General features: G+C 64.9%; 25 protein-coding genes. 19 read left to right on the top strand and 6 right to left on the bottom strand.

All coding sequences use genetic code 11. From position 1 onward, the window contains the following. The first annotated feature begins 43 nt into the window (after positions 1-43). Both AC25M7_RS19330 and AC25M7_RS19325 read left to right on the top strand, forming a co-directional pair. The gene (locus AC25M7_RS19330) at positions 44-409 is read left to right on the top strand and encodes a response regulator (protein ID WP_036986284.1); all 366 of its coding nucleotides are present in this window, start codon (positions 44-46) and stop codon (positions 407-409) included. A 125-nt stretch (positions 410-534) separates the two neighbouring features. Next, entirely contained in the window at positions 535-816 is a 282-nt protein-coding gene (locus AC25M7_RS19325; RefSeq protein ID WP_307942556.1) for a DUF3509 domain-containing protein, read from the top strand. 157 nt (positions 817-973) lie between these two features. Here the strand turns inward: AC25M7_RS19325 and AC25M7_RS19320 are convergent, their stop codons facing one another. Both AC25M7_RS19320 and AC25M7_RS19315 read right to left on the bottom strand, forming a co-directional pair. Next, positions 974-1,852: a TIGR02285 family protein gene (locus AC25M7_RS19320; protein ID WP_028691580.1), complete on the bottom strand. Its 879-nt coding sequence runs from the start codon at positions 1,850-1,852 to the stop codon at positions 974-976. Between the two features lie 10 nt (positions 1,853-1,862). Then, positions 1,863-3,062: a CaiB/BaiF CoA transferase family protein gene (locus AC25M7_RS19315; protein WP_062360511.1), complete on the bottom strand. Its 1,200-nt coding sequence runs from the start codon at positions 3,060-3,062 to the stop codon at positions 1,863-1,865. 141 nt (positions 3,063-3,203) lie between these two features. On the opposite strand from AC25M7_RS19315, the gene AC25M7_RS19310 reads away from it, so the two are divergent. The 9 genes from AC25M7_RS19310 to AC25M7_RS19270 all read left to right on the top strand — a co-directional run bounded on the left by AC25M7_RS19310 (position 3,204) and on the right by AC25M7_RS19270 (position 12,301). Next, a complete protein-coding gene (locus tag AC25M7_RS19310) occupies positions 3,204-3,746 on the top strand; it encodes a YaeQ family protein (RefSeq protein WP_028691578.1) in 543 nt (180 codons plus the stop codon). Between the two features lie 30 nt (positions 3,747-3,776). After that, positions 3,777-5,486 (top strand): single-stranded-DNA-specific exonuclease RecJ, encoded by a 1,710-nt coding sequence (gene recJ, locus AC25M7_RS19305; protein ID WP_182324230.1) that lies wholly within the window; start codon positions 3,777-3,779, stop codon positions 5,484-5,486. 128 nt (positions 5,487-5,614) lie between these two features. Then, positions 5,615-6,710, top strand: a protein-coding gene (prfB, locus tag AC25M7_RS19300; RefSeq protein ID WP_139121065.1) for a peptide chain release factor 2 whose coding sequence is annotated in 2 segments (ribosomal slippage) — positions 5,615-5,686 and positions 5,688-6,710 — 1,095 coding nt in all. Because the reading frame shifts where the segments join, the coding sequence is not laid out codon by codon here. 93 nt (positions 6,711-6,803) lie between these two features. Beyond that, complete coding sequence (gene lysS, locus AC25M7_RS19295) at positions 6,804-8,306, top strand: lysine--tRNA ligase (protein ID WP_028691575.1); 1,503 nt, start codon at positions 6,804-6,806, stop codon at positions 8,304-8,306. A gap of 124 nt (positions 8,307-8,430) precedes the next feature. Continuing rightward, entirely contained in the window at positions 8,431-9,135 is a 705-nt protein-coding gene (locus tag AC25M7_RS19290) for a TetR/AcrR family transcriptional regulator (protein WP_062360515.1), read from the top strand. Positions 9,136-9,164: 29 nt separating this feature from the next. After that, positions 9,165-9,713, top strand: coding sequence for a LolA-like protein (locus AC25M7_RS19285; RefSeq protein WP_486971367.1), 549 nt, complete (start codon positions 9,165-9,167; stop codon positions 9,711-9,713). A gap of 92 nt (positions 9,714-9,805) precedes the next feature. Continuing rightward, positions 9,806-11,083 (top strand): flavohemoglobin expression-modulating QEGLA motif protein, encoded by a 1,278-nt coding sequence (locus tag AC25M7_RS19280; RefSeq protein ID WP_028691572.1) that lies wholly within the window; start codon positions 9,806-9,808, stop codon positions 11,081-11,083. Further along, entirely contained in the window at positions 11,055-11,972 is a 918-nt protein-coding gene (locus tag AC25M7_RS19275; RefSeq protein ID WP_062360517.1) for an alpha/beta hydrolase, read from the top strand. The genes AC25M7_RS19280 and AC25M7_RS19275 overlap by 29 nt, the downstream gene beginning before the upstream one ends. Before the next feature lie 2 nt (positions 11,973-11,974). Continuing rightward, the gene (locus AC25M7_RS19270) at positions 11,975-12,301 is read left to right on the top strand and encodes a PA3694 family proteiin (protein WP_028691570.1); all 327 of its coding nucleotides are present in this window, start codon (positions 11,975-11,977) and stop codon (positions 12,299-12,301) included. 164 nt (positions 12,302-12,465) lie between these two features. Here AC25M7_RS19270 and lptF read toward each other — a convergent pair whose 3' ends face one another. The 3 genes from lptF to AC25M7_RS19255 form a co-directional block, all read right to left on the bottom strand. Continuing rightward, positions 12,466-13,254: a lipotoxin F family OmpA-related lipoprotein LptF gene (lptF, locus tag AC25M7_RS19265; protein WP_028691569.1), complete on the bottom strand. Its 789-nt coding sequence runs from the start codon at positions 13,252-13,254 to the stop codon at positions 12,466-12,468. Positions 13,255-13,303: 49 nt separating this feature from the next. After that, positions 13,304-13,717 carry a DUF4398 domain-containing protein gene (locus AC25M7_RS19260; RefSeq protein WP_028691568.1) on the bottom strand — a complete coding sequence of 138 codons (414 nt, stop codon included), beginning with the start codon at positions 13,715-13,717 and terminating at the stop codon, positions 13,304-13,306. A 255-nt stretch (positions 13,718-13,972) separates the two neighbouring features. Beyond that, positions 13,973-14,317, bottom strand: coding sequence for a hypothetical protein (locus AC25M7_RS19255; protein ID WP_028691567.1), 345 nt, complete (start codon positions 14,315-14,317; stop codon positions 13,973-13,975). 146 nt (positions 14,318-14,463) lie between these two features. Between AC25M7_RS19255 and ppc the strand changes: the two genes are divergently transcribed. From ppc to AC25M7_RS19220, 7 genes are all read left to right on the top strand, one after another. Next, positions 14,464-17,091, top strand: coding sequence for a phosphoenolpyruvate carboxylase (ppc, locus tag AC25M7_RS19250; protein WP_236248242.1), 2,628 nt, complete (start codon positions 14,464-14,466; stop codon positions 17,089-17,091). A gap of 258 nt (positions 17,092-17,349) precedes the next feature. Continuing rightward, positions 17,350-18,000: an adenylate kinase gene (gene adk, locus AC25M7_RS19245; RefSeq protein ID WP_028691565.1), complete on the top strand. Its 651-nt coding sequence runs from the start codon at positions 17,350-17,352 to the stop codon at positions 17,998-18,000. 90 nt (positions 18,001-18,090) lie between these two features. Beyond that, positions 18,091-18,765 (top strand): tRNA (adenosine(37)-N6)-threonylcarbamoyltransferase complex dimerization subunit type 1 TsaB, encoded by a 675-nt coding sequence (gene tsaB, locus AC25M7_RS19240; protein ID WP_236248243.1) that lies wholly within the window; start codon positions 18,091-18,093, stop codon positions 18,763-18,765. A 132-nt stretch (positions 18,766-18,897) separates the two neighbouring features. After that, entirely contained in the window at positions 18,898-19,188 is a 291-nt protein-coding gene (locus AC25M7_RS19235; protein ID WP_028691563.1) for a hypothetical protein, read from the top strand. 3 nt (positions 19,189-19,191) lie between these two features. After that, positions 19,192-20,061: a DUF72 domain-containing protein gene (locus AC25M7_RS19230; protein WP_069016775.1), complete on the top strand. Its 870-nt coding sequence runs from the start codon at positions 19,192-19,194 to the stop codon at positions 20,059-20,061. Positions 20,062-20,083: 22 nt separating this feature from the next. Further along, positions 20,084-20,914, top strand: a complete 831-nt coding sequence (locus tag AC25M7_RS19225; protein ID WP_062360523.1) for an isocitrate lyase/PEP mutase family protein — start codon at positions 20,084-20,086, stop codon at positions 20,912-20,914. A 6-nt stretch (positions 20,915-20,920) separates the two neighbouring features. Further along, a complete protein-coding gene (locus AC25M7_RS19220) occupies positions 20,921-21,610 on the top strand; it encodes an extensin-like domain-containing protein (protein ID WP_062360525.1) in 690 nt (229 codons plus the stop codon). 2 nt (positions 21,611-21,612) lie between these two features. Here the strand turns inward: AC25M7_RS19220 and AC25M7_RS19215 are convergent, their stop codons facing one another. Then, positions 21,613-22,233, bottom strand: coding sequence for a hypothetical protein (locus AC25M7_RS19215; RefSeq protein ID WP_062360526.1), 621 nt, complete (start codon positions 22,231-22,233; stop codon positions 21,613-21,615). A gap of 96 nt (positions 22,234-22,329) precedes the next feature. Between AC25M7_RS19215 and AC25M7_RS19210 the strand changes: the two genes are divergently transcribed. Further along, the gene (locus AC25M7_RS19210) at positions 22,330-23,112 is read left to right on the top strand and encodes a class I SAM-dependent methyltransferase (protein WP_028691558.1); all 783 of its coding nucleotides are present in this window, start codon (positions 22,330-22,332) and stop codon (positions 23,110-23,112) included. Positions 23,113-23,291 lie beyond the last annotated feature (179 nt).

Below are 23,291 nucleotides of genomic sequence, written 5' to 3'. Positions count from 1 at the left end.
TGGTTGCTTCCACCTATAAGCCTCAATGCTCCAAGGGGGGCACATGCATCAGCTCAATGTCCTTATTCACCAGGCCAGGCCCTACTATCAGATGGTGTTGCACCAGGCCTTCAATGCCCAGGGTGTCTACAACGTCCGGCTTACCGATGACGTAGCGGCCGCGACGAGGCTGCAGCGGCCGGTGGATGTGCTGGTGCTCGATCAGGGCATGCCCAGGCGTCACGCCCTGCGTCTGTTCAAGTACCTGGTGCAGGCCTCCTGCGCGGGTGGGTTGTTGTTTGTCGGGTGTGCCGGCGCAGGGGATATCGACCTGGCGCTCGAAGCTCGCCAGCATGGCTTGAACGTGCTGGCGGAGCTGTCCTGGCCGATGTCGATGGTAGGGCTGGAGCAGGCCTTGGAGCGCCTCTAGTCGGCCGCCGATTGGGGGCATCGAAACTGTCACGTTGGCTGCGCATGCTCAGGGTAACGGGCCAGGGCGAACTTTCCGTCGGGCCTGGAGGTCAGTTTCCTTACCTTAGCCAGCGAGTGATCCGGATGGAAAGAGTCTGCAGACTGCTCAACGAAGCCCTCACCCCTTACCAGGCCCAGCTCGGCACGGCCGATAGCCGTGGCTGCCGTCAGTTGACCCTCTATGACGAGCACGGGATGCTGATCCTCCAGCGCGGAGTCTGCGCACGTCAGTTGGTGGAGCAGCAGTTGCTGATCGACCTGGTCGATGGCCTGCACCGTGACCTGCAGATCGCCGAAGGCCGCCTGCAGCCTTGTGTGATCGCCGCCCTGCAACATCAACGACAGATGCAGGGAACCTTTGTCTGATACGCCCATCAGAATCAGCAAGGGCTGTCCGATGGTGCTTTGCTCCGGTACCGTCAAGACTGTCACTGGAAGCCCCGAGGGCTTTCGCTTGACCCCGGTCGTCCTCCCCAGCGGCCGGGGTTTCTTTTTGCCTCGAGTCTGCAGGTTTCCCGGAGCGTCAGCGTAGCGGCTGTTCGCTCTGCTCGAAGAAATGCCTGGCCTGCTCCAAATAGCCCTCGCGCAGCCCTGGGTCCAGCCAGTGGGCATAAAGTTCGGGCAAGGTATCCCGACGCAAGGTCGGCAGCATCTGGTCGATGTGAGCAATCGCCTCACGCCCCAGGGGGGTGTCCGAGCAGCCAATATGCAGGAATTGGTAGTGGTTCACGCCAAGGATGGGGTGGAAACTATAGTCGTCCAGCGAGCCATTGTGCTGCTGGATCAGGTAACGCATCTCGGGCCAATAGCCGAGCACCAGTTGCAGGCGCCCCAATTGCTGCATCTGCAGCAGACTGGCTGTGGCATCGTTGCCGTAGTGACGGCTGAAGGCGGTATCGGGCAGTTGCCGCAGGACCTCGTCGACCTGCGTGCTGTAGCTGCGCTCCGCGACGATGCCCAGTTTGAGTCGGGTCTCGGTCAGCAAGCGCTGCAGGTCGACCTGTTGGCCTTCGAGGTAGGGCGCCAGCAGCGCCTGATCCTGCTTGCGCACGATCAGACCCGTGCTGAGCACGCCCAGCGATGGCTGGGAAAAGTGCACGTATCTGGCGCGCTCGGGGGTCCACAGCAGGGTCGGGTCGCAGGTGAAACTGGGCTCCTGGAGCATCTGCAGGCCCCGGGCTCGGTTGACCCGGACGATGCTGTGGTCGTACTCGGGCATCCGGGCGATCAGCATCGGCAACAGTTGGTCGATCACTCCCTGGCCCTTGGACGGCCCTTCGAAGATGGTGAATGGCGGCAGGTCGCGCACCAGCCACAAAAGGCGTTCTCTGGCCTCGGCCACCTGACCCACGAGTGCGGTCAGCAACAGGCAGAGTACGATGGGCAGATGGCGGATACCCATGGGGCGTGGGTCACACCGTACCGGCCGCGCGCAGGCGGGCAATGGCGGCAGCGTCGTAGCCCAGGCCGGCCAGTACCGTGGCCGTATGTTCGCCCAGTGCCGGGCCGACCCACTCGGCGGACCCGGGGGTGTCGGACAGCTTGGGTACGATGCCCGGCATCTTGAAGGGCTTGCCGTCCGGCAGCCGAGCCTGGAGGAACATTTCGCGGGCGAGGAATTGCGGGTCACCGAGCATGTCCTCGGCGGAGTAGATGCGGCTGGCCGGTACTTCAGCCTCGTTCAGCGCTTGCATTACTTCGGTGAGTGGCAGGCTGTTGACCCAGCGGTCGATGACGCCGTACAGCTCGTCGCGGCGGGCATCACGGCCGTCGTTGGTGGTCAAGGCCGCATCGTTGGCCAGGTCGTCGCGGCCGATGGCCTGCATGAAACGCTTGAAGATCGCGTCGCCGTTGGCGCCGATCTGCACGTGACGGCCATCGGCGGTGGTGTGGATGCAGGAGGGGGTGATGCCCGGCATGATGTTGCCGGTGCGTTCGCGGATGAAACCGAACACATCGAACTCCGGGACCATGCTCTCCATCATGGCGAAGATCGCCTCGTACAGCGCCACGTCCACCACCTGGCCCGCGCCACCGTTGACCTCGCGATGACGCAGGGCCATCAGCGCGCCGATCACGCCCCACAGCGCGGCAATGGAGTCGCCGATGGAGATCCCGGTACGCACCGGTGGGCGGTCCTCGAAACCGGTGATGTAGCGTAGCCCGCCCATGGACTCGCCGACCGCGCCGAAGCCCGGCTGGTCTTTCATCGGCCCGGTCTGGCCGAAGCCCGACAGGCGCACCATGACCAGGCGTGGGTTGAGGGCATGGAGCACGTCCCAGCCCAACCCCAGCTTTTCCAGCACGCCAGGGCGGAAGTTCTCGATCAGGATGTCAGCGTCGGCCAGCAGACGCTTGAGCACGTCACGGCCTTCCGGGTGCTTGAGGTTTAGGGTCAGTGACTGCTTGTTGCGCGCCTGGACGAACCACCACAGCGAGGTACCCTCATAGAGCTTGCGCCACTTGCGCAGCGGGTCGCCGCCATCGGGGGATTCGACCTTGATCACCTCGGCGCCGAATTCGGCGCAGATCCGCGAGGCGAAGGGGCCGGCGATCAGGGTGCCGAGCTCGATGACTTTCAGGCCGGCGAGGGGTTTGCTGGGCGTAGGCATGGGGCATCCGTGGCGGCTGGGCGTGAGGGCAGGTTGTATCACAGCTCGGCGATGGCAGGTATATCGGCGTTGTCTGATCCGGCGCTGGCGCCCCGGATCAGTTAGACTGTGCGACTTTCTCCCGCAAGAAGCCCATTGCCCATGGCCCAGCCGTCCACCACCTACAAGTTCGAACTGAATCTGACCGACCTCGATCGCGGCGTGTACGAGAACGTTCGCCAGACCATCGCCCGTCATCCCTCGGAAACCGAAGAACGCATGGCCGTGCGCCTGCTGGCCTATGCCCTCTGGTACAACGAGCAGCTGTCCTTCGGTCGCGGCCTGTCGGACGTCGATGAGGCGGCCCTGTGGGAAAAAAGCCTGGACGATCGCATCCTGCACTGGATCGAGGTTGGCCAGCCCGACGCCGACCGCCTGACCTGGTGCTCGCGGCGGACCGAGCGCACCAGTCTGTTGGCCTATGGCAGCTTGCGCGTTTGGGAGAACAAGGTGCTTGGCGCAGTCAAGGGCCTGAAGAACCTGAGCATCGCCGCCGTGCCGCAAGACGTGCTGGAGATCCTCGCCACCGACATGCCGCGCACCATCAAGTGGGATGTGATGATCAGCGAAGGCACGGTGTTCGTCACCGACGACCGTGGCCAGCACGAAGTGCAGCTGCAGTGGCTGCTCGGCGAGCGCGGCTGACCTGATTCACACCAGATTATCGAAGACCCCATGCGTATCGAACCCCGTCCCCTGCCGTCGCCCCTGCCATTGCTGGGCAACCTGCCACCCCTGCTGACACGCCTGTACGCCGCCCGTGGCGTTCAGACCGAGGCTGAACTGGACAAGAGCCTGGCGCGCCTGCTGCCATTCCAGCAGCTCAAGGGTATCGATGCGGCGGTGGACCTGCTGGTCGAGGCACTCGACCAGCGCCAGCGCATTCTCATTGTCGGCGACTTCGACGCCGACGGCGCCACCGCCAGTACCGTCGGTGTGCTTGGCCTGCGCCTGCTGGGCGCGGCGCATGTCGATTACCTGGTGCCCAATCGTTTCGAATACGGATACGGCTTGACCCCGGAGATCGTCGAGGTCGCCCTGCAGCGCCAGCCGCAGTTGCTGATCACCGTGGACAACGGCATCTCCAGCGTCGAGGGTGTGGCGGCCGCCAAGGCCGCCGGGCTCAAGGTGCTGGTCACCGACCACCATCTGCCGGGCGAACAGTTGCCCGCCGCCGATGCCATCGTCAATCCGAACCAGCCGGGATGCGGGTTCCCGAGCAAGTCCCTGGCCGGCGTGGGGGTAATCTTCTACGTGCTGATGGCCCTGCGCGCGCGCCTGCGCAGCCTGGGGCGCTACGAGGCTCAGCCGCAGCCGAACATCGGTGAGTTGCTCGATCTGGTGGCGCTGGGCAGCGTCGCCGACGTGGTGCCGCTGGACGCCAACAACCGCATCCTGGTGCACCAGGGGCTGGAGCGAATCCGCGCCGGCCGCGCCCGCCCCGGGCTCAAGGCTATTCTCGAGGTGGCGCGGCGAGATCATCGACGCATCACTTCCACCGACCTGGGCTTCATCCTCGGCCCTCGGCTCAACGCCGCCGGGCGCCTGGACGACATGAGCCTGGGCATCGAGTGCCTGCTGTGCGAGGACGCGGCGTTGGCGCTGGACATGGCCCAGCAGCTCGATGGCCTGAACCAGGACCGCAAGTCCATCGAGCAGGGCATGCAGCGCGAGGCGCTGGCCCAGCTCAAGGACCTGCCAGTCGAGTCCATGCCCTATGGCCTGTGCCTGTTCGACGCCGACTGGCACCAGGGGGTGATCGGCATTCTTGCCTCGCGGTTGAAGGAGCGTTACCACCGTCCGACCATCGCCTTCGCCGATGCGGGGGAGGGGATGCTCAAGGGCTCGGCGCGCTCGGTGCCGGGGTTCCATATCCGCGACGCGCTGGATGCCGTGGCGGCGCGTCATCCGGCCTTGATCAGCAAGTTTGGCGGGCACGCGATGGCAGCTGGTCTGTCGTTGCCGGCCGAAAACTTTCCTTCGTTTGCCGAGGCGTTCGATGAAGAGGTGCGGCGTCAGTTGCGTGAGGATGACCTGACTGGTCGGCTGTTGTCGGACGGCACCCTGGCGGTCGAAGAGTTTCACCTGGACCTGGCGCGGGCATTGCGCAATGCCGGGCCTTGGGGACAGCACTTTCCAGAGCCGTTGTTTCATGGGGTGTTTCAGCTGGTCGAACAACGCGTCGTGGGGGAGCGCCACCTGAAGGTGGTACTCAAGAGCGAGTGCGGAGCGGTGCGTCTGGACGGAATTGCCTTCGGCATCGATCGCGAGGTCTGGCCGAACCCTACGGTGCGCTGGGTAGAGCTGGCCTACAAGCTGGATGTCAATGAGTTTCGCGGGAACGAGAGCGTGCAGTTGATGATTGCCCACATGGAGGCACGCTGATCCTGGCGTAGTGGGTCGATTGGGACGCACAGGGATTAGCGCATACCGCCCGGCGGGTCTGCCGCCAGGCCCCAGACTCGGTTATACTCGCGGGCTTTTCACCGAATTCGCACGAGAGCAGCCCGCCCATGGAAATCCAACCGATCCTGAACACCATCAAGGACCTCACCGAGCGTTCCCAGTCCATTCGGGGGTATCTTTGACTACGATCACAAACATGATCGTCTGGTCGAAGTAAACCGCGAGCTGGAAGACGCCGCTGTCTGGAACAAACCCGAATACGCCCAGGCCCTGGGCCGCGAGCGCGCCATGCTGGCGCAGGTGGTCGAGACCCTCGATAAACTGTCCAACGGCCTGACCGACTGCAAGGACCTGCTCGACATGGCTGTCGAGGAGGGCGATGAAGGCGCTGTCAGCGATGTCGAGACCGAGCTGCAAGGGCTTGAGGAATCCCTCGCCCAGCTTGAGTTCCGTCGCATGTTCAGCGGCGAGATGGACCCGAACAACGCCTACCTGGACATCCAGGCCGGCTCCGGCGGCACCGAGGCCCAGGACTGGGCCAACATCCTGCTGCGCATGTACCTGCGCTGGGCCGACAAGCGCGGCTTCGACGCCACCATCATCGAACTGTCCGAAGGCGAAGTCGCCGGCATCAAGGGCGCCACCGTGCACATCAAGGGCGAGTACGCCTTCGGCTGGCTGCGCACCGAGATCGGCGTGCACCGCCTGGTGCGCAAGAGCCCGTTCGACTCCGGCGCCCGTCGCCACACCTCGTTCTCGGCGGTGTTCGTCTCGCCCGAGATCGACGACAAGGTCGAGATCGAGATCAACCCGTCCGACCTGCGCATCGACACCTACCGCTCCTCCGGTGCCGGTGGTCAGCACGTCAACACCACCGACTCGGCGGTGCGTATCACCCACGTGCCGACCAACACCGTGGTGGCCTGCCAGAACGAACGCTCCCAGCACGCCAACAAGGACACCGCCATGAAAATGCTGCGGGCCAAGTTGTACGAGCTGGAAATGCAGAAGCGCAACGCCGCCTCCCAGGCCTTGGAGGACAGCAAGTCGGACATCGGCTGGGGCCACCAGATCCGCTCCTACGTGCTCGACGACTCGCGCATCAAGGACCTGCGTACCGGCGTGGAGCGCAGCGACTGCCAGAAGGTCCTGGACGGCGACCTCGACCAGTACCTGGAAGCGAGCCTCAAGCAGGGGCTGTAAACCGCACACCACCGCCGCGATACGAGGCCCAGGGCCCGTATCGCGTGCCCTGCCCGACAGGGGCAACGAACACCTGATGGAAAGAATGACGACATGAGCGACCTCAAGACCGAAGCGCAAGACCTGCAACAGGAAGAAAACGCCCTGATCGCCCTGCGCAAGGAAAAACTTGCCGCCGAGCGCGCCAAGGGCAATGCCTTCCCCAACGACTTCCGCCGCGACAGCTACTGCAACGACCTGCAGAAACAGTACGCGGACAAGACCAAGGAAGAGCTGGAAGCAGCCGCCATCCCGGTCAAGGTCGCCGGTCGCATCATGCTCAACCGTGGCTCGTTCATGGTCATCCAGGACATGACCGGCCGCATCCAGGTCTACGTCAATCGCAAGACCCTGCCGGAAGAGACCCTGGCCGCGGTCAAGACCTGGGACCTGGGTGACATCATCAGCGCCGAGGGCACCCTGGCCCGTTCCGGCAAGGGTGACCTGTACGTCGAGATGACCCGCGTGCGCCTGCTGACCAAGTCGCTGCGCCCACTGCCGGACAAGCACCACGGCCTGACCGACACCGAGCAGCGCTACCGCCAGCGCTACGTCGACCTGATGGTCAACGAGGAAACCCGCCACACCTTCCGTGTGCGTTCGCAGGTGATCTCGCACATCCGCAAGTTCCTCATCGAGCGCGACTTCCTCGAAGTCGAAACCCCGATGCTGCAGACCATCCCCGGCGGCGCCGCGGCCAAGCCGTTCGAAACTCACCACAACGCCCTGGACATGGCCATGTTCCTGCGCATCGCGCCGGAGCTGTACCTCAAGCGCCTGGTGGTCGGTGGTTTCGAGAAGGTGTTCGAGATCAACCGCAACTTCCGTAACGAAGGCGTTTCGACTCGTCACAACCCTGAATTCACCATGCTCGAGTTCTACCAGGCCTACGCCGACTACCGCGACAACATGGACCTCACCGAGGAACTGTTCCGCGAGCTGGCGCAGCTGGTACTGGGCAGCACCGACGTGCCGTATGGCGACAAGGTGTTCCACTTCGGCGAGCCGTTCGTGCGCCTGTCGGTGTTCGACTCGATCCTCAAGTACAACCCGGAGCTCACCGCCGCCGACCTGCAGGACGTCGACCGTGCCCGCGAGATCGCCAAGAAAGCCGGCGCCAAGGTGCTCGGCCACGAAGGCCTGGGCAAGCTGCAGGTGATGATTTTCGAAGAGTTGGTCGAGCACAAGCTGGAACAGCCGCACTTCATCACCGAGTACCCGTTCGAAGTGTCGCCGCTGGCCCGTCGCAACGACGACAACCCGGCCGTGACCGACCGCTTCGAGCTGTTCATCGGTGGCCGCGAGATTGCCAACGCCTACTCCGAGCTCAACGATGCCGAAGACCAGGCCGAGCGCTTCCTGGCCCAGGTGGCCGAAAAGGACGCCGGTGACGACGAGGCCATGCACTACGATGCCGACTTCGTCCGCGCCCTGGAATACGGCATGCCGCCGACCGCCGGTGAAGGCATCGGCATCGACCGCCTGGTGATGCTGCTGACCAACTCGCCGTCGATCCGCGACGTGATCCTGTTCCCGCACATGCGTCCACAGGCCTGAGCGATCTGAACAAGCCGCCTTTCGAGGCGGCTTTTTCATGCCTGAAGCTTTATGTTGTCAGTGCCGGCCTCATTGCCGGGCAGGCAACCCACTGTTCGTGAGGTAAACCAGAGTGACCCCCGCAATGCCCCACCAGGGTGCCGCCGGTATCGCCACCGCCGTCGCCGAGAGCGTGCAGTATCAGGGCCGCAAGACCGCCCGCCAGGGCAGCGAGCAGCGCCGCCAGCAGATCCTCGACGCCGCCATGCGCATCGTCGTGCGCGATGGCGTGCGCGGCGTGCGCCACCGTGCCGTGGCTGCCGAGGCCGGCGTGCCGTTGTCGGCCACCACCTACTACTTCAAGGATATCCAGGACCTGCTGGCCGATACCTTCGCCCAGTACGTCGAACGCAGCGCGGCTTACATGGCCAAGCTGTGGACCAACACCGAAGGTGTGCTGCGCCAGTTGCTGGCCCAGGGCGACGGCACCCCCGAGGCCCGGGCGCACCTGGCCGATGAAGTGGCGCGCATGCTGGCCGACTACGTCCTGCGCCAGCTGAACAACCGCCGCGACTTCCTCATGGCCGAGCAGGCCTTCCGCCAGGAGGCGCTTCTGTGCCCGCGCCTGGCCGAGCTGGTGCAGGCCCACGAGCAGATCCTGCTGCATGGCGCACGGCAGATCCTGCAGGTTGTCGGCTCGCGCCAGCCCGAGCAGGATGCCCAGATGTTGACGGCGATAATCGAGCAGATGGAATATCAGGGCCTGCTCAAGGATGCGAATGCGCAGGCCGATGAGCAGATGCTCGCTATCCTTGTCCGATACCTGCAGATGGTGCTGGCTTCGGCCTGAGTGGCGAACGACTTTTCAAGGAGAACCTGATGAAAGCCTGGCGTGTGGTGTTGTTGACCTTGTCATTCCTCCTGCTGGGCGGTTGTCTGGTGACGTTCGACGAGCCACTGCCGGCCAACCAGCCGGCGCCCAAGGCCCTGCTCGGGCAGTGGAGCAGCAAGGATGCCTGGGGCCAGCCGCTGAAACTGAGCATCAGCCGCGCGGGTGGCAATACCTACAAAGCGGTGGCCCGTGCCCAGGGCAAGGCCCCCGAGGAATACGCCTTCACCGTGGCCCGGCACGGCAACCGCTGGTACCTGTCGGCCGGGGTGCCCAAGCGCCTGGGTGGCAATTTCCTGATCGGTGGCTTCGAGGTGATCGACGGCAAGCAGCTGGTGGTCTACAACCTCGATGTCGAGCAGGTGCAGCAGGCTGTCGCCAAGAAAGAACTGAGCGGACACAACACCGAAGTGCCGGAAGATAACGGCGAGGGCGTGCTGATCGACAGCCCGACCGAGCGGGTGCTGGCGTATCTGGAAGATCCCGCCAACTCCGATCTGTTCGTCGAGGTGGCGCGCTTCCAGCGTTCCGGTAAATAGCCGTGAGCATACCGGCCTCGTCGCGGGGCAAGCCCGCTCCTGGTTGTGGGAGCGGGCTTGCCCCGCGATGAGGCTTCAAGAAGGAGTCCCGCGTGGACGAGTACCAGCAGACCATACGCACGCTGTCCGACCGCATCGTCGCCACGCAGACCCCGATCCGCGTGCTTGACGCGGTGAAATGGGACGATGGCATCCGCCAGGGCTTTCTCAAGGCCAAGGGCAAGGAGCCACCAGCGGTGGACCGTGCCTACTACCAGAACCGCCCGCTGTCGTTCGACTCCAGCGCGGTGAAGGCCGAGTTCCAGAGTATCGAGCGCGACATCACCCGGCAGTTGGGCCAGTTCAATCCGGTCGGGCAGATCATGCGGCGCATGTGCAAGGAATACCGCATGGTGGTGCGCATGCTCGAGGCACGCGGCACCGAGGACTTCGGGCTGATCTCTCAGGAGCTCTATGGCGCCGCCTCCGACGCCTTCCACGCCGGCGACCCGACCCTGGCCGACCTGGGCCTGATGCTCTCGGATTACCTGAACAACATCGACGGTCGCGGCGACCTGAAGGACGAGCCGAAGAACCTCACGGCCAAGGAAGCGGTGGAGATCCTCCAGCGTCGCTTGAACAAGGTGTTCGGCGAGGCCGAGGAGACCATCCGCGTGTTCGAGTCCGACGGCATCGTTGCCGACGCCGCGGCCGGGGCCGACTACATCAAGGTGCGCGCCGACGCCATGTTCAACAGCCGCGACGTGCGCGCCCTGGAAGTGCATGAAGGCCTGGTGCACGTCGGCACTACCCTCAACGGGCTGAACCAGCCGATCTGTACTTTCCTGGCCAAGGGCCCGCCCTCGTCGACGGTGACCCAGGAGGGCCTGGCGATCCTCATGGAGGTGATCGCCTTCGCCTCCTACCCCAGCCGTCTGCGCAAGCTCACCAACCGTACCCGTGCCATCCACATGGTGGAGGAGGGCGCCGACTTCCTGCAGGTCTTCGAGTTCTTCCGCGGCCAGGGCTTCGAGATGGGGCAGAGCTACAGCAACGCCAGCCGGGTGTTCCGTGGCTCGGTGCCCAACGGCCTGCCATTCACCAAGGACTTGTCCTACCTCAAGGGCTTCATCATGGTTTACAACTACATTCAGTTGGCCGTGAAGAAGGGCAAGCTCGAGCAGATCCCTTTGCTGTTCTGCGGCAAGACCACCTTGGAAGACATGCGCACGCTGCGCCAGCTGGTCGAGGAAGGGCTGGTCGAACCGCCCAAGTACCTGCCCGAGCAGTTCCGCGACCTCAACGCGCTGTCGGCCTGGATGTGCTTCTCCAACTTCCTCAACCACCTGAGCCTGGACCGTATTGAAGCCGACTACGCGAACATTCTCTGACGCCTGCCGTCACCTCGCCTTCGGCCTCGGGCTGCTGCTGTTGGGCGGTTGCAGCAGCCTGCTGTTCTATCCCGAGCCCGGTCAGCCGTTCACCCCGCAAAGGGCCCATCTGCAGTATCAGGACCTGACCCTCAGGGCCGCCGACGGCACGCGCCTGCATGGCTGGTGGCTGCCCGTGCCGCAGGGTGTCGAGGTCAAGGGCACGGTGCTGCACCTGCATGGCAATGGCGGCAACCTGGCCTGGCACCTGGGCGGCAGCTACTGGCTGCCGAAAGCAGGCTACCAGGTGTTGATGATCGACTATCGCGGTTATGGGCTGTCCCAGGGCAAGCCGACATTGCCTGAAGTGTACGGCGACATCGGCGCGGCGCTGGACTGGCTCGACAAGGCGCCCCAGGCCCAGGGCCGGCCGCTGGTGCTGCTCGGCCAGAGCCTCGGAGGGGCCATGGCCATCCACTACCTGGCCCAGCACCCCGAGCAGCGCCGACGCTTCAGCGCCCTGGTGTTCGATGGCGTGCCCGCCAGCTACCGGGCGGTGGGGCGATATGCCCTGAGCACTTCGTGGATGACCTGGCCGCTGCAGGTGCCGCTGTCGTGGCTGGTGCCGGACGGCGACAGCGCGGTCAACTCGATCGCCCGCCTGGACAGCCCGCCGAAGCTGTTCTTCCACAGCATCGACGACAACCTCGTACCATTGGACAACGGCCTGCGCCTGTACCGCCAGGCGCCGCCGCCCCGGGTGCTGCAATTGACCCGGGGCGGCCATGTGCAGACCTTCGCCGATCCGACCTGGCGTCAGGTGATGCTGCGTTTCCTGGAAGACCCTACCCATTTCAACGGCCTGCGCCGCCTGGCCGAAGTACCCAACTACCCTGACGAGAAGAACTAGCAATGAGTGAAGAACGCAACGCCATCCCGCTGATCCTGACCGGTGTCGGCAGCATCATCGTGACGGTGGGAGCCCTCTGGTACTACGGCTACCTGCATTTCGCCAAGCCCGAGGATGCGCTGTTGCTGCAGGATTTCACCATGCTCAAGACCATTCCGGGGGAAGACTACAAGGTCTCGCTGACGCCGGCGCCACAGGTGGCGCAGTGCATCGATGGCGTGCTGGTGCTGTTCGACACCGAGCAGAAGGGCCTGACCGGGGTGCTGGTAGACAACCGCAAGCGCGCGGTGCGTTGCATGGGGCAGGAGACGCCGCAGCAGGTGCAGTGAGCGTGTCCTGACCTTCAGATCGGGTCGGTGCCAGACCAGGTTTCAAGAAGATGTTTTTTGCGTGGGAGCGGGCTTGCCCCACGAGGCGTCACCTGCACGATGTTCAATCCCAAGCCATGAAAAACCCCGCCATCAGGCGGGGTTCTTCACTCAAGCACTAGCGATTACTGGATCTGGCTCACCGAGCGCGGTGCCACCGGCTGGTTGTCGTTGGAGATGGTCACCTCCACCCGACGGTTCTGCGCGCGGCCCGAGTTGCTGCTGTTGTCGGCCACCGGGTACTCCTTGCCGTAGCCCTGGGCGACGATGCGTGCTGGATCGACGCCGGCACGTACCAGTGCCATGCGCACCGCACCGGCGCGACGCTCGGACAGGGTCTGGTTGTAGTTGGCCGAACCAACGCTGTCGGTATAGCCCTCGACGATCACCTTGCGCTCAGGGTTCTCCTGGAGGAACTGGGCCAGCTTGGTGACGTTGGGGTAAGCGCTGCTCTTGAGCACGGCCTTGTTGAAGTCGAACAGCACGTCACCGAAGGTCACCAGGGTGCCACGGTCGGTCTGCTTGGCGTTCAGGCTGTCCTGCAGCTTCTTGATCTGCGCGTCGCGGGCGTCCAGCTTGGCCTGGGCGCGCTGGGCGGCGGCGTTCTTGAGTTCGGCCTCGGCGCTACGCAGGGCAATGGTCTGCTTGGCCACTTCGACACGCTGGTTGGTCAGGTAGGCGAGCTGGTCGACTTTTTTCGAGTCCTCGCGATCCATGTAGGCTTTGTCGGCCTTGTTCAGCCAGTCCTGAGCGTCCTTGGTCTCGAGCGCGGCCACTTTGCTCGACTGTGGGTCGCTCTGCAGGGCGGAGAAGTTGGTGCGGGCCGACTCCAGGTTGGCGTTCGGGTCGTGGGAGCAGGCGGCAAGGCCCACGCTCAAGGCCAGCAGGGCGGGAATCATGACGTAGTTGCGCATAGTGTTCATCCTTTGATCGTTAACGAAGGCTCATGAGGCTGGGCAGGGCTCATTCGGCGCTGCGCAGGCCTTCCTCGCGTACGTCGTTGATACCCTGGCGGGCATCCTGTACGGCTTTCTGGGCCTTGGCTGCCTGGGCCTTGCGCTCGGCGACGCGGGCGTCCCATTCGGCTTGTTCGGCCAGCAGCTTGGCCTGGTCGTACTGCTTGTCGTGCATGGCGATCTCGGCCTTCTTGAACTTGTCCTGGGCAGCCTTCATCTCCACCGCGGCGAATTCGGTGCCACCTGCACTGACCGCCGAGTTGACCGCCGATTGGGTCACGGCGTATTGCTCGGTCGGCGGCTTGCCCGCGCAGCCGGCCAGCACCAGGCTGCTGCCCAGGGCCAGCGCGGCCAGCTTGAGCCCGCGCAGGTGAGTGGAGGAAGGTTGTGCGATGCGGGTCTTCATGGTGGTCAACTCCATTGGGTCACTCCTGTTAAACGACGATGCCACGCGGTGGCTATCGCTGTTCCCCTGTGGCCAGCGTCGGGCGCAAAGGCCCGTGTTTACAGGGTTTTGCCGTGATGGCTATTGGCTGTGACCCAGGCATTTTTTGAATAGTTCAGAAAAATTTGCACGCTAAAGGTATTTTTTTCTGACTAATCAGTCAGCGGATTTTTCCTGGAACTTCCGCCGTGGATGACGGTATGCCGGGCTTCGCCCGGCACCCGGAAAGGTTCAGTGCGACGGCTCCTTGCGCACCCTGCCGAGGGCTTGCAGGTGGCGTCGGGAGAGGGCCAGGAAGCGTGGTGTGGGGCCGATATCCTCGTACAGCGGGTCGCCTTCTTCGTCGGTGGCGATCACCTGCTGGCCCTTGATGTAGGGGAAGCTGGCTTCCAGTTCCTCGAGCGCCGCCGCCACCAATTCGCCCAGCAGTTCCTCGGGGCTGCGCTTGGGGTACATGTCGATCAGCGCGGCCAGGCGCGCTTCGGCTTCCATGTCCAGGTGCAGGACATGGCCGGTGGGACTCAGGAGGCCGGCGGCGTTCTGTTCCCAGTGCTCGGCGAGTTGGCGAATTTTCATGATGACCTCTCTGTCAAAGCCTGGTAGTGGCATTGCTTCGGATGTCCTGTGTTCACTTTAGTTGCTCTGGCCGCTTCTGGCTTGCCAGGCGCGGGCGCGAGTGGGCACTCTTGGGCGCATGCGGTTTCCTGGAGTGGAGAAGGCTGATGAGTGATATCGATCTGCGCTTGCGCGAGGATGTGCACCTTTTGGGAGAACTGCTGGGCGAGACCATCCGCCAGCAGCATGGCGAGGCGTTCCTGCAGAAGATCGAGGACATCCGCCACAGCGCCAAGGCCGACCGGCGCGGGCAGGGCGAGCGACTGAGCTCGACCCTGGGCGACCTGGCCGAGGAGGACCTGCTGCCGGTGGCGCGGGCATTCAACCAGTTTCTCAACCTGGCCAACATCGCCGAGCAGTATCAGCTTATCCGGCGCCGCGACGCCGACCAGCCCGAGCCGTTCGAGGCGCGGGTGCTGCCGGAACTGCTGGCGCGGCTGAAGGCGGCGGGCCACGGCAACGATGAGCTGGCCCGGCAACTGGCCAGGCTGAACATCGAGCTGGTGCTTACCGCCCATCCCACCGAGGTGGCCCGCCGCACCCTGATCCAGAAGTACGACGCCATTGCCGCGCAACTGGCCGCGCAGGACCACCGCGACCTCGTTCCCGGCGAGCGCCAGCAGGTGCGTGAACGCTTGCGCCGCCTGATCGCCGAGGCCTGGCACACCGAGGAGATCCGTCGCACCCGGCCGACCCCGGTGGATGAAGCCAAGTGGGGCTTTGCGGTCATCGAACACTCGTTGTGGCAGGCGATCCCCAACCACCTGCGCAAGGTCGACGCGGCCTTGTTCGAGGCCACCGGGCTGCGCCTGCCGCTGGAGTCGGCGCCGGTGCGCTTCGCCTCCTGGATGGGCGGTGACCGCGACGGCAACCCCAACGTTACGGCGGCGGTCACCCGCGAAGTCCTGCTGCTGGCGCGCTGGATGGCCGCCGACCTGTTCCTGCGCGATATCGACGGCCTGGCCGCCGAGCTGTCCATGCAGCAGGCCAGCGCCGCGCTGAAAGACAAGGTCGGCGACAGCGCCGAACCCTATCGCGCCCTGCTCAAGCAACTGCGCGATCGCCTGCGCGCCACCCGTGCCTGGGCCCATGCCTCGCTGACGAGCACACAACCTGCCAGTGCTGCGGTACTGGTGGACAATCGCGAGCTGATCGCGCCGCTGGAACTGGCCTATCAGTCGCTGCATGAATGCGGCATGGGTGTGATCGCCGACGGCCCGTTGCTTGACTGCCTTCGCCGCGCGGTGACCTTCGGCCTGTTCCTGGTGCGCCTGGACGTGCGCCAAGATGCCGCCCGCCACCGCGATGCACTGTCGGAAATCACCGACTACCTCGGCCTCGGTCGCTATGCCGAGTGGGACGAGGAGCGACGCATCACGTTCCTTCAGGCCGAACTGAACAACCGTCGCCCGCTGTTGCCGGCGCATTTCCAGCCCCAGGCCGAGACGGCCGAGGTGCTCGCCACCTGCCGCGAGATTGCCGCCGCGCCTGCGGCGTCGCTGGGGTCGTACGTGATCTCCATGGCCGGCGCGGCCTCCGATGTGCTGGCGGTGCAATTGTTGCTTAAGGAGGCCGGGCTGACCCGGTCGATGCGCGTGGTGCCGTTGTTCGAGACCCTGGCCGACCTGGACAACGCGGGCCCGGTGATGGAACGCCTGCTCGGTTTGCCGGGCTACCGCGCTGGTTTGCAAGGGCCGCAGGAGGTGATGATCGGCTATTCCGACTCGGCCAAGGACGCCGGCACCACCGCGGCGGCCTGGGCCCAGTACCGCGCCCAGGAGAACCTGGTGCGCATCTGTCGCGAGCACCAGGTCGAGCTGCTGCTGTTCCATGGCCGGGGCGGCACGGTCGGGCGCGGCGGCGGACCGGCCCATGCGGCGATCCTGTCGCAACCGCCGGGCTCGGTGGGCGGGCGTTTCCGCACCACCGAGCAGGGCGAGATGATCCGCTTCAAGTTCGGCTTGCCGGGCATTGCCGAGCAGAACCTCAACCTCTACCTGGCCGCCGTGCTGGAGGCGACCCTGCTTCCGCCGCCACCGCCGGAGCCGGCCTGGCGCGCGTTGATGGACCAGTTGGCCGCCGATGGCGTCAAGGCCTACCGCGATGTGGTGCGCGAAAACCCGGACTTCGTCGAGTACTTCCGCCAGTCCACCCCCGAGCAGGAACTCGGCCGCCTGCCGCTGGGAAGCCGCCCGGCCAAGCGCCGCGCCGGCGGCATCGAGAGCCTGCGGGCGATCCCGTGGATATTCGGCTGGACCCAGACAAGGCTGATGCTGCCGGCCTGGCTGGGCTGGGAAACGGCGCTGAACAATGCCCTGGCACGCGGACAGGGGACGCTGCTGGCGCAGATGCGCGAGCAATGGCCGTTCTTCCGTACCCGCATCGACATGCTGGAGATGGTCCTGGCCAAGGCCGATGCACAAATCGCCGAGGCCTACGACGAACGTCTGGTGCAACCCGAACTGCTGCCGCTGGGGGCGCACCTGCGCGACCTATTGTCGCAGTCGTGCCAGGTGGTGCTGGGGCTGACAGGGCAGCCGGTGCTACTGGCGCACAGCCCGGAAACCCTGGAATTCATCCGCCTGCGCAACACCTACCTGGACCCGTTGCACCGCCTGCAGGCCGAGCTGCTGGCGCGCTCGCGCAGCCGTGAAGCCGCTCTGGACAGCCCGTTGGAGCAGGCCTTGCTGGTGACCGTGGCGGGGATCGCGGCTGGTTTGCGCAATACCGGCTGAGGTCGTTCGAAACCGGTCTCGGTGATGGGCCGGGTTGGCCTTGCGCCAACCCGTGACGGCCGGTTGCGCCGGGCGCAACCCGTGCCCCGGCCAGCCGCGGGCGGCCCGTTCCTGGCACTTTTGGACGCTTGTCGGGGGGGCGGGCGCTGTGTATCTTGAGCAGCCTTTTGACCGATTTTACGGTCTCGTCCGATTTTCCGGAGTTGGCCTTGTGCGCCGAATCCGTTGATTTGCAAAGAAAAATATGAGGAGCACAAGATGCGCGTAATTCTGCTGGGAGCTCCCGGGGCCGGTAAAGGTACTCAGGCAAAGTTCATCACCGAGAAGTTCGGTATTCCGCAGATCTCCACCGGTGACATGCTGCGTGCCGCCGTCAAGGCCGGCACCCCGCTGGGCCTGGAGCTGAAAAAGGTCATGGATGCCGGCCAGCTGGTCTCCGACGAGCTGATCATCAGCCTGGTCAAGGAGCGCATCGCTCAACCAGACTGCGCCAACGGCTGCCTGTTCGACGGCTTCCCGCGCACCATCCCGCAAGCTGAAGCCATGGTCGCCGCCGGCGTCGACATCGACGCCGTGGTCGAGATCGCCGTGGACGACGAAGAGATCGTCGGCCGCATGGCTGGTCGCCGCGTGCACCTGGCCTCGGGCCGTACCTACCATATCCAGTACAACCCGCCGAAGGTCGAAGGCAAGGACGACGTCACCGGCGAAGACCTGATCCAGCGCGATGACGACAAGGAAGAAACCGTGCGTCACCGCCTGTCGGTCTACCACAGCCAGACCAAGCCACTGGTGGACTTCTACCAGAAGCTGTCGGCCGCCAATGCTGGCAAGCCGAAGTACAGCCACATCGAAGGCGTCGGCTCGGTCGAATCGATCACCGCCAAGGTGCTGGCAGCCTTGAGCTGATCCATCACCGTGCGTCACGACGGCCCGCTTGCGGGCCGTTGTCGTTTATACTGCCGCTCTTTTTCCCCTGTCGCCTGGATACCTCGTTCGATGACCACCTTGTTGGCCCTGGATACCGCCACCGAAGCCTGTTCCGTCGCCCTGCTGCACGACGGCAAGGTGACCAGTCACTACGAGGTGGCCCCACGCCTGCACGCGCAGAAGCTGCTGCCGATGATCAAGCAACTGCTGGCCGACTCGGGTGTGGCGCTGAGCGCGCTGGACGCCATCGCCTTTGGCCGTGGCCCGGGCGCCTTCACCGGCGTGCGTATCGCCATCGGCGTGATCCAGGGGCTGGCTTTCGCTCTCGAGCGTCCGGTGCTGCCGGTGTCCAATCTGGCGGCGCTGGCCCAGGGCGCGCTGCGTGAGCGAGGCGTGCAGCAGGTGGCCGCGGCCATCGATGCGCGCATGGACGAGGTGTACTGGGGCTGCTACCGCGCCGAGCAGGGCGAGATGCGTCTGATCGGCCAGGAAACGGTGCTGCCGCCCGATCGGGTTGCGCTGCCGCAAGACTTGGAGGGCGATTGGTTCGGCGCCGGCACCGGCTGGGGCTATGCCGAGCGGCTGGCCGTGCAGGTCGCGGCCAGCGATGCCGTGGCCCTGCCCAGCGCACTGGACATCCTCACTCTGGCCGGTTTCGCCTGGGCGCGGGGGGAGGCGGTCGTCGCCGAGCAGGCGCAACCGGTTTACCTGCGCGATAATGTGGCTACGCCCAAGGCGCGTTGAACGCAGTTCGTCGGCTATCGCCGTTCACGATAAAACCTTTTGCGCGTTCTGTGGTCCAGTTATCAGTTCGGGCATTAGCGAAGGATTCCTGATGCTGCTAAATTGCCATCATTGATCCTGAGTGCCCCTTTCATGCGTATCGACGGCTTCTCCTCACAGAGCTACCCCATCAAGCGCGCGCCTCGCAAGGCGCCGGCGCGTGACGAAGCCATCGACGAAGCCGACGCCGAGATCATCGAGGACATCGACGCGCAGGTCAGCCGCGCCAGCCGTCGCGGCGAGAACCTGCCGGCCCGTCAGCAGGACCTGATCTTCCCCCGTGCCCGCGACCGGCGGACCTCAACGGCGCTCGCCAGCTACCTGACCACTGCCGGCTTCACCGACTGGGAGATGGAAGTGCTGGGGCTGGACCTGTACATTTGATGGATGACGCCATCACCCCTCCCTTACTTTCTCGGTTGCCCGTCCTGGGCTGAAAACGCCTGGCGCGAGTACCTGTACCCCGCCGACGCCCGTACCAGCGAGTTCCTCGGGCTGTACAGCCAGGTATTCAACGCCGTCGAGGGCAACACCACGTTCTATGCCCGCCCCGCGCCAACCACGGTAGAGCGTTGGGCGCAGATCATGCCGGCTGGGTTCCGGTTCACCGCCAAGTTCCCAGGGGATGTCAGCCACGCGGGCGACCTGCGCGAACAGCTCGATTCGGCGCTGGACTTCACCCGGCTGATGGCGCCCTTGGGCGAACGCGTGTCGCCTTACTGGCTGCAGTTGCCGGCGATGTTCGGGCCGACGCGGCTCGCAGAGCTAGCGCACTTTCTCGACGAGATCGGCGTGCCGGTGGCGGTGGAGGTGCGCAACGACGCGTTCTTTGCCCGTGGCGAGGAGGAGCGCCAACTCAATCGCCTGTTGCATGAACGCGGTGTCGAGCGCATCTGCCTGGATCCGCGTGCGTTGTTCAGCTGCGCTTCGCGCGAGCCCGCCGTGCTCCATGCCCAGGCCAAGAAGCCCAAGGTGCCGCCGCGCCCGGCGGCCTTTACCCGGCACCCGCAGGTGCGGTTCATCGGCCATCCCGAGCTCGAGGCCAACGAGCGCTTTCTCACGCCCTGGGTCGACAAGGTCGCCGCCTGGATCGAGGAGGGGCGCCGCCCGTATGTGTTTCTGCATACCTCGGACAACCGTCTGGCCGCGGCACTGGCCCAGCGTTTTCACCAGCGCCTGATGACCCTGTTGCCAGGCTTGGCGGCGCTGCCTGAATTGCCGCGTGCCCCTGAGGTCGAACAACTGGGGTTACTGTGATCTGACCGTCGGAGGTTGAACCATGGATGTGCAAACCCTGCGAGCCGAAGCCTTCAAGGCACTGCATGAGCGTGATGGCGCGTTCGTCATTCCCAACCCGTGGGATGCCGGCTCCGCACGGATGCTGGCCAGCCTGGGCTTCGAGGCGCTGGCCACCACCAGTGCCGGGTTGGCGTTCAGCCTCGGGCGGCCGGATGCCGAAGGCGCGCTGACGCCCGAGGAGACCCTCGACAATGCCCGTGCCATTGTCGACGCCACGCCGTTGCCGGTGGCGGCCGATCTGGAAAACGGCTTCGGCGACCTGCCGGAAGACTGCGCCCGGACCATCCAGCGCGCTGGCGAAGCGGGGCTGGTGGGTGGTTCGATCGAAGATGCCAGCGGGCGTAGCGATGCACCGATCTACGATTTCGAGCTTTCCGTGGCACGGGTGCGTGCCGCCGTCGCGGCCGCCCGCAGCCTGTCCTTCCCCTTCACCCTCTGTGCCCGCGCAGAGAATCTGCTGCACGGGCGTCTCGACCTGGACGACACCATCCGCCGCCTGCAGGCCTATGCCGAGGCCGGAGCGGACGTGCTGTACGCCCCCGGCCTGCGCAGCGTCGACGAGATCCGGGCGGTGGTGCTCGCTGTAGCGCCCACGCCTGTGAATGTGCTGATGGGCATGCCGGGGGTACCGTTGAGCGTGAATCAGCTGCAGGACCTCGGTGTAAAGCGCATCAGTGTCGGCTCGTCGCTGGCGCGTGCGGCGTTGGGCGCCTTCCAGCGGGCCGCGCTGGAGATCCGCGAGCAGGGCACCTTCGGCTATGGCGAGCAGGCCCTGCCATTTGCCCAGCTCAACGACCTGTTCCGCCGTTGAGGGCCCATGGGTAGAGCGCTGATTGCGTCGCTCAGCCTGCTGTTGGTTGTGCTGCTCGCCTGGTTGATGGGCTGGCGCCCGCCAGCTGCCTGGAACCCCTGGGCCGCTCTGGATGTTCGGCAGCCCCCGAATCTGCTGACGCCTTACAAGCTGTCGCGCCTGCGCGACGATCCCGAGCTATGCCGCCAGGCTTTGCAGACCACCACGCTGCGTTATCGCCCGCAGAGTAACAGTCCGCCGCAGGCCGCTTGCCCGTTGCGCAACGTCTGGCGCGTGGAGGGCGGGCAGGCGCGCTTGAGCAGCAGCTTCCTCGCCAGTTGTCCGCTGGCGGTGGCCTATTCGCTGTTCGAAATGCATGGATTGCAGCCGGCGGCGCAGCGGGTGTTCGGTCAGCCGGTGGTTCAGGTCGATCATCTGGGCAGTTTCGCCTGCCGCAATGTCTACCACCGCAAGCAAGGCCGGCTCAGCCAGCATGCCACGGCCAATGCGCTTGATATCAGTGGTTTTCGTCTGAAGGATGGGCAGCGCATCGTGCTGGCCCAGGACTGGCGGGGAGAGGGCCCCAAGGCTGACTTCCTGCGGCAAGTGCAGGCGGCGGCCTGCGAAAGCTTCAGCACGGCACTGGGGCCGGACTACAACGCCGCGCACCACAACCACTTTCACCTGGACATGGGGTTCTGGCAGATCTGCCGTTGAACTCAGGCGTGCACGCGCACGTTGTTCAGCACCACCGGGCGCGCCCAGTGGATATCGAATTCCAGGTCGTTCTGCTGCTTGGCCAGTGTCTGCTCGTCGAAGGGTTCGGGCGCAGGATCGAGCAGATGGGCCTCGAACTCGGCGATCGGCAGGAACAGCGGCCGTGGCGATGGGCCGGGGCCGGGCTCAGCGATGGGGTGGCCTTGGCTCATGACCACCGGGCGCAGCCAGCTGTTGCTGATGTCGAGTTGTCGCTGTTGCTCGATCAGTTCGACGGTGTCGAAGGGCTCGGGGGCGGGCGGCAGCAGCTTGGCTTCCAGTTCCGCCTTGGGCAGGAACAGGGGCTCGGGCGGGGTTACTTCGGTGTCGTGAACCGGCAGGGCGCGCTGGGCGTCGATCAGCGCCAGGGCACGGGCGCCGCCGACTGGTTCGCCGCTGTCCTGGTCGCACTGCATCAGTGCCTGGCTGAAGGAGTCGACTTCGCCTTGCGGCTGCTCTGCCATGGCCCGGGCGAAGAAATCCTGCCACAGATGGCTGACGCCACCCAGTGCCTGGGTATTCTGTCGACCGTAGTTGCCGACGGGCGACAAGTAGGTCAAGCCGATGGGAAGAGTGTCTGACATGGCAGTCGCGGACGTTGAGCTCTGGCAGAATAGCGGGATATTGCCTGTATCGGCTCTGGCCGGGGTTTCATTAATTTTTTTCGAGTGCGGGAACGGATGGTAGAGCAGCAGCAAGGCGCAGGTATCAGGGTCGAGGCACTGGCCCCGCAGTTCCAGGCGCAGGCCGAGGCATGGGCCGAGCGGCTGGGCTTGCCGTTGGTCGATGAAGCCGCGGAATTCGCCGTGCAGCTGGGGGACGAGGGGCTGCAGATCCAGCAGCTCGGGCCGCAGGCACCGGGGCCGGTGCGGGTGGATTTCGTCGAGGGGCAGGCGGCGCACCGGCGGTTGTACGGCGGTGGCAACGGGCAGATGATCGCCAAGGCCGTGGGCATCGCCCAGGGCGTGCGGCCGCAGGTGCTCGATGCTACGGCGGGGTTGGGCAAGGATGCGTTCGTACTGGCCAGCCTGGGTTGCCAGATGACCCTGATCGAGCGTCAGCCGTTGATTGCCGCGCTGCTGGAGGATGGTCTGGTGCGGGCGCGTGGCGATGAGGAGATTGCTCCGATCGTTGCGCGCATGCGGTTGTTGACTGGTAATGCGATCGAGCGGATGCGGGCTTGGGAGGGGGAGGCGCCACAGGTGATCTACCTGGATCCGATGTTTCCGCATCGGGACAAGAGCGCGTTGGTGAAGAAGGAAATGCGGGTGTTTCGGCCTTTGGTCGGTGATGACCTGGATGCACCGGCTTTGCTCGAGGCGGCTTTGGCGTTGGCCACGCATCGGGTGGTGGTCAAGCGGCCGCGCAAGGCGCCTATTATCGAGGGGGCCAAGCCGAGTCATAGTCTGGAGGGGAAGTCGAGTCGGTACGATATATATCCCAAGAAGGCTTTGAAGGCTTGACTGTTGGTTAGTTCGTTAGTTCGTTAGTTCGTTAGTTTCGGGTAGTGTTTGTTTTTGAAGTTGTATGCGCATTCATTTGTGATGTCGACGCTTATTCACCTTTCCGCCCTTACGGCGGGTTACTTAATGAGATGGTCACCCCGGCACCCTGCGAGGCGTACGCTTTCGCAGGGTGCTTT

This window comes from Pseudomonas sp. P106(2024), assembly GCF_057480815.1.
The sequence above is the reverse complement of the archived record's forward strand: the minus strand, read 5'-3'. Positions and strand labels throughout refer to the sequence as shown.

Bases quoted from the DNA above. Each gene is read 5' to 3' on its own strand.
- AC25M7_RS19330 (WP_036986284.1), top strand. From the start codon at position 44: ATGCATCAGCTCAATGTCCTTATTCACCAGGCCAGGCCCTACTATCAG.
- AC25M7_RS19325 (WP_307942556.1), top strand. From the start codon at position 535: ATGGAAAGAGTCTGCAGACTGCTCAACGAAGCCCTCACCCCTTACCAG.
- AC25M7_RS19320 (WP_028691580.1), bottom strand. From the start codon at position 1,852: ATGGGTATCCGCCATCTGCCCATCGTACTCTGCCTGTTGCTGACCGCA.
- AC25M7_RS19315 (WP_062360511.1), bottom strand. From the start codon at position 3,062: ATGCCTACGCCCAGCAAACCCCTCGCCGGCCTGAAAGTCATCGAGCTC.
- AC25M7_RS19310 (WP_028691578.1), top strand. From the start codon at position 3,204: ATGGCCCAGCCGTCCACCACCTACAAGTTCGAACTGAATCTGACCGAC.
- recJ (WP_182324230.1), top strand. From the start codon at position 3,777: ATGCGTATCGAACCCCGTCCCCTGCCGTCGCCCCTGCCATTGCTGGGC.
- lysS (WP_028691575.1), top strand. From the start codon at position 6,804: ATGAGCGACCTCAAGACCGAAGCGCAAGACCTGCAACAGGAAGAAAAC.
- AC25M7_RS19290 (WP_062360515.1), top strand. From the start codon at position 8,431: ATGCCCCACCAGGGTGCCGCCGGTATCGCCACCGCCGTCGCCGAGAGC.
- AC25M7_RS19285 (WP_486971367.1), top strand. From the start codon at position 9,165: ATGAAAGCCTGGCGTGTGGTGTTGTTGACCTTGTCATTCCTCCTGCTG.
- AC25M7_RS19270 (WP_028691570.1), top strand. From the start codon at position 11,975: ATGAGTGAAGAACGCAACGCCATCCCGCTGATCCTGACCGGTGTCGGC.
- lptF (WP_028691569.1), bottom strand. From the start codon at position 13,254: ATGCGCAACTACGTCATGATTCCCGCCCTGCTGGCCTTGAGCGTGGGC.
- AC25M7_RS19260 (WP_028691568.1), bottom strand. From the start codon at position 13,717: ATGGAGTTGACCACCATGAAGACCCGCATCGCACAACCTTCCTCCACT.
- AC25M7_RS19255 (WP_028691567.1), bottom strand. From the start codon at position 14,317: ATGAAAATTCGCCAACTCGCCGAGCACTGGGAACAGAACGCCGCCGGC.
- ppc (WP_236248242.1), top strand. From the start codon at position 14,464: ATGAGTGATATCGATCTGCGCTTGCGCGAGGATGTGCACCTTTTGGGA.
- adk (WP_028691565.1), top strand. From the start codon at position 17,350: ATGCGCGTAATTCTGCTGGGAGCTCCCGGGGCCGGTAAAGGTACTCAG.
- tsaB (WP_236248243.1), top strand. From the start codon at position 18,091: ATGACCACCTTGTTGGCCCTGGATACCGCCACCGAAGCCTGTTCCGTC.
- AC25M7_RS19235 (WP_028691563.1), top strand. From the start codon at position 18,898: ATGCGTATCGACGGCTTCTCCTCACAGAGCTACCCCATCAAGCGCGCG.
- AC25M7_RS19230 (WP_069016775.1), top strand. From the start codon at position 19,192: ATGACGCCATCACCCCTCCCTTACTTTCTCGGTTGCCCGTCCTGGGCT.
- AC25M7_RS19225 (WP_062360523.1), top strand. From the start codon at position 20,084: ATGGATGTGCAAACCCTGCGAGCCGAAGCCTTCAAGGCACTGCATGAG.
- AC25M7_RS19220 (WP_062360525.1), top strand. From the start codon at position 20,921: ATGGGTAGAGCGCTGATTGCGTCGCTCAGCCTGCTGTTGGTTGTGCTG.
- AC25M7_RS19215 (WP_062360526.1), bottom strand. From the start codon at position 22,233: ATGTCAGACACTCTTCCCATCGGCTTGACCTACTTGTCGCCCGTCGGC.
- AC25M7_RS19210 (WP_028691558.1), top strand. From the start codon at position 22,330: ATGGTAGAGCAGCAGCAAGGCGCAGGTATCAGGGTCGAGGCACTGGCC.